General features: G+C 62.6%; 2 protein-coding genes. One reads left to right on the top strand and one right to left on the bottom strand.

Translation table 11 applies throughout. The features are described from left to right. The first annotated feature begins 456 nt into the window (after positions 1 to 456). Positions 457 to 1,029: a copper resistance CopC family protein gene (locus CEX87_RS26835; protein WP_083997720.1), complete on the top strand. Its 573-nt coding sequence runs from the start codon at positions 457 to 459 to the stop codon at positions 1,027 to 1,029. A gap of 69 nt (positions 1,030 to 1,098) precedes the next feature. Here CEX87_RS26835 and CEX87_RS26830 read toward each other — a convergent pair whose 3' ends face one another. Next, positions 1,099 to 1,851 carry a L,D-transpeptidase gene (locus CEX87_RS26830; RefSeq protein WP_066811107.1) on the bottom strand — a complete coding sequence of 251 codons (753 nt, stop codon included), beginning with the start codon at positions 1,849 to 1,851 and terminating at the stop codon, positions 1,099 to 1,101. Positions 1,852 to 2,627 lie beyond the last annotated feature (776 nt).

The following is a 2,627-nucleotide window of genomic DNA, read 5'->3' as shown; positions in this document are numbered from 1 at the left end:
CCACCAGGCCGCCGCGGAAACACTCCGCCGAACCACCACCGGCACCCGCCAACCACTACACTGACCGCTGCTCACAGGTGGGGAATTTCAGCGAGCACACCTGGGGACTTTCGATGAGCGCCGTCAGGGTAGCGACATCCACAGCCCGACATCGGTCGCGAGATGCGAGACATTGGTTGCAGCTAGAGCGCTCATCGGGCTGCATCCTGACAGGCAGCCGGTGCTCCGCGACCGCGAATGAGTCGAGGTCTCGACATCAGCTCGGCCTTCCATCGATCAACGACAGCATCGCGGCAGCTGGTTGCTCATACCGGCTACCTACGTACGTATCATCCCCATACGAAACTGTCCGAAACATACACTCGGATGTGCTGAGCGCCGCGGGGTGCCGCCGTCGGCGCGAACGAGAAGAGGGCTGTGAACCGAACTTCGCGCACTATCCTTACCAGCCTGGGGATGCTGACTCTCTTGTCGTTTGGGACTGGAATCGCTTCGGCTCACACAGCGCTCTCGAGCTCGGACCCCGCGGAGGACGCGACCGTGACAGCACCACCTGCCGCCATCGTGTTGACGTTCAACGAGCACATCAGTCCGCAGTTCGCAAATGTCGTCTTAAGTAGCGCTGACGGACGCAATTGGATATCCGGCTCCCCACAGGTGCAGGGACAGCGCCTCACCGCGGCCGTCGGGCCAGACCGTCCCGGAAACGGCGTCTACACCGTCGGCTACCGGGTGGTCTCAGCAGACGGCCATCCCGTCACCGGCTCCTACAGCTTTATTATCGCCGGCGTTTCCGATGGGCCCCGGCCTACTTCTACGTCGGCTGCTGCCGCGCCTAGCACCGCAGCTCCGCCGCCGTCAACGGCAGCTCCTGCCACATCGGACACCAAGACGACGGTAATTACCGCAGGTGCCGCGGGTCTGGCCCTGGGCGGCGTGATCGCTTTCTGGCAATCGCGGAGGAATCGACGGAAGTCCGCAGCGAGTGACGCAGCCAGGCTACCCCCGGACCCGCCCGACCCATCCTGAGCGTTATCGAAATACCGGCTCGTGAGTCGATACGGGTAGTAACCGTCTGCGCGACCGAGCGCAGGCCCGTCATGCCTCAACAATGACCGGATCACCGATGTTCACCGTGTCGAAGTACCACGCCGCATTGTCGGGACTGAGATTGATGCACCCGTGGCTGACATTGGCATTGCCTTGCGAGCCGACCGACCACGGCGCTGAATGCACATAGACACCTCCCCAAGTGACACGCACCGCGTATTCGCCGTCGATCAGGTAGCCCTCAGACGATTCCAGCGGAATGCCGATAGTGCGTGAATCGAACTTCACCCGGCGCTGCTTCTCCAGCACCTTGAACGTGCCCTGTGGAGTGTCGAAGCCCGGCTTGCCTAAAGACGCCGGCATCTCCCGCACCGTCTGACCGTCGATACTCACCGTGAATGTATGCGCCGAGATATCGGCAACGGCCATGACCGCTGCCCCGACATCGAAGCTGGTCGACATCCCGCCCGTGCGCACAGTCACCGACGTATAGGCAGGCCAGAAGTCCTGCGGCGTCCACTGCACGAGGCGGTCACCGATCCACGTGAACTGTCCCGGCACCTCAGCGGGCGTGTCGATGGCGATGCCCCGCTCGGCCGCTAGGCGATCGGCGACCACGGTGCTGAAACGAATAGTCACTGGCGCGGCAATGCCGACCACCTGGCCAGGCTCAGGTGAGATGACCGTAGCTACCGCAAGGCTGCTTGACGTCGTCGTCTCAGCATGCGCAAAGCCCGCGCCGGTGAATGCGATGATCGCCACGCCAACCGCGACGAGCACAGCGCGAATCTGATCGACCATAGGTTCTCCCTCCGCCGCTTCGGTGTTCTGCAACTACTATTCTGCTACGTAGGGCCGTTAACGTTGTAACGACATCCGAACGGGATTCATAACGACTCACTCCGCTCCACCGGCTGGCCGTTTGCAGCCTGCGCTCCTGTCAGGCGCCACCTCCATGCGGCGGCCGTACGGTGTGACCCCGAGAACGGGTCTGCCGAACTCTTGCTGAATCAGATCGGCGGTGCCCTCCAGTCGTCAGCGGCGGCCAGATCTCCGTCTTCAGATCTCAAGCAGTTCGGTCATCCGACGTTGCGCCGCGAACACTCCCGAGTTCGTTCAGCCTGACGGTCGCGGTCGCTTTACACTTCGGGGTCGTCCCAGTCGGTGTTTCCTGTCGCGGCAACTAGGACGGCGGCTTCCTCCTTCAACCTGCGCAGGACGTGAGAAAGGCTCGGGACGGGTACCACTACAGGCGCTGTTCGCCGCCGCAGCTTCCGGACATAGCGTTCGCCGAGCACGCCATAATCGTGACTGACGTTTTCAATAACGTCGGGACCGGCTCGGCCGATGTTGATCCGCCTGAGCTGGCCGTCTGTCCATTGATCTTGCAGTCCGGCTGCGACCTGGTCTGGGTCCGTCGCTACAACGAATCCGCGCGGCCGTGAAATTCTGTCATTGCTTCGCTGGCATCGCGGCGCATCGCTCGTCGTGCGCCATCCGTTCGCTCCTCTTGCAAGGCGACAAACTCCACCGCCTCCAGGGCGTTGGGGGGTCATCCCTGTCGCTTATACACATCC

The sequence above is a fragment of the Mycobacterium lehmannii genome (assembly GCF_002245535.1).
GTDB classification, from domain to species: domain Bacteria; phylum Actinomycetota; class Actinomycetes; order Mycobacteriales; family Mycobacteriaceae; genus Mycobacterium; species Mycobacterium lehmannii.
This window is presented reverse-complemented; position numbering and strand designations above follow the sequence as displayed.